Here is a 1,773-nt window from a genome sequence, read left to right as displayed (position 1 = left end):
CCGCCGAGCGGATCGGCGGCCGGCTGGCGCGTGTGGTCTTCGTCGACTCCGATGTCCCGGCCGACGGGGAGTCGTTCGTCTCCGCCTGGTGGGAGGGCCCGGCGAAGCTGGAGGCCGCGATCGCCGCGAACGGCGGCTTCTGGGCACCGCTGACCGCGGCCGAGTACGCCGGACAGGGCCTCACCGATGAGCAGATCGCCCGGATCGTCAGCGGCTCGACACCCCATCCGGGTGCCTCGCTGGCCGAACCGGCCGTGCTGGCCCGGCCGCTCGGTGACCTTCCCGCGACATACGTCAAGTGCCTGCTCGACGGCCCGGAGCCGAGCGAGGACGTGGCCCGGTTGCTGACCGGTGAGCGCTGGCGGCTGGTCGAGATGGACACCGGCCACTGGCCGATGTTCTCCCGCCCTGCCGAACTGGCGCGGATCCTCCTCGAAGCGGCCGACGCGTGACCACGGCCGCGGAGCGGCGCGCCGAAAGCGGGCGGCAGGGCCCGGCCCGTGGCGGTCAGTGTGCGGCGTACGAGCACTTCCGGCACGGCCGCCTCCGCCGCCCACACGTTTCGCCGAGGCCCCGCGCGAGCCGGGTCCTGTCCGGCGGACGTTCGTGGATCAGGCCGCGGCGCCCGGTGCGGTGGACGTCCGCGAGCGCGAGGCGTGAGCCCGCCCGGCGCCCGTGGCGTACGGGCGCCGGACGGACGGTCCGTGGGACGCGGCCGGCAGGGCCCTCGCCCGCGCCGACCGCCCCGCGCGTGCCCGCGTGTTCGGCCCTCAGTCGTCCCGGCCGAGCGCCCGTCGCAGGCCCACATTGCTCGTCAGGAGCCCGCCCTCGACCGGGAGCGTCACGCCCGTGATCCACGCGGCGTCCTGGGAGGCCAGGAACGCGACCGCCGACGCCACATCGTCCGGGGTGCCCACCCGGCCCATCGGGTAGTGCGGCTCCGCGCGGGCCAACCGCGCCTCGCGGCCCGTCCAGGCGTCCGTGGCGATCGTGCCCGGAGCGACGAGATTGACGCGGACCCCTCGCGGCGCCGCGTGGCCGGCCAGCGTACGAGTCAGGCTCGCCAGGCCCGCCTTGGCCGCGCTGTAGGCGTGATTGCCGAAGTCCTGCTCGCCGTTGACGGATCCGACCGTGACGATCGCGCCCCGGCCCGAGGCCACGAGATGCGGAAGCGCCGCGCGGGCGCAGCGGAACGCGCCCGTGAGCGTGATGTCGAGGTCCCGCGCCCACGCCTCGTCCGGTTCGTCCTCGAAGAGCGGGGCGTCCGGCGTGCACGCGTAGGCGTTGTTGACCAGTACGTCCAGTGTGCCGAAGCGCTCCACCGCGTACGCGACCGCCGCCTCCACCGACGAACGGTCGGCCACGTCGCACCCGTACGCCACCGCCTCCGGGATGGACTCCGCCGCCCGTGCCGCGCGCTTCTCGTCCAGGTCGGTGACCAGGACGCGCGCGCCTTCCCGCGCCAGCCGGCGCGCGGTCGCCTCGCCGATGCCGCGTCCGGCTCCGGTGATCAGTACGCCGTATCCCTCGAAACGTCTCATCGGCCGATCATGCCGCCGACCTCACCGGCCGCGCCAGAGCCCGTGAACCGGGCGTCGTTCCGTGGATCGCGCACCTGGACGGATCATGTTTTGATCTCGTTACGGAGGTACAAATGTGATGAGCGGAGAATCACAGCAGAAAACCAACACAGCCGACACAACCGACACATGTGACAGCGAAGCGGCCACACAGCCGCGACGGCGACTGCTGGTCGCGGCTGTGTGGCCGCTT

The 1,773-nt window shown here is 73.4% G+C and carries 2 protein-coding genes; one reads left to right on the top strand and one right to left on the bottom strand.

Annotation, left to right across the window (positions count from 1 at the left end):
- A partial coding sequence (locus tag BFF77_RS32435; RefSeq protein ID WP_342671278.1) for an alpha/beta fold hydrolase occupies positions 1-452 on the top strand: 452 nt, incomplete at its 5' end.
- Positions 453-770: 318 nt separating this feature from the next.
- Here BFF77_RS32435 and BFF77_RS32430 read toward each other — a convergent pair.
- On the bottom strand, positions 771-1,541 hold the full coding sequence (locus BFF77_RS32430; protein WP_066957147.1) for an SDR family NAD(P)-dependent oxidoreductase: 771 nt from the start codon (positions 1,539-1,541) through the stop codon (positions 771-773).
- Positions 1,542-1,773 lie beyond the last annotated feature (232 nt).

The organism is Streptomyces lushanensis (assembly GCF_001700515.1).
Classification (GTDB): Bacteria; Actinomycetota; Actinomycetes; order Streptomycetales; family Streptomycetaceae; genus Streptomyces; species Streptomyces lushanensis.
Note: the sequence above shows the minus strand (reverse complement) of the source record. Positions and strands in the feature narration are given on the sequence as shown.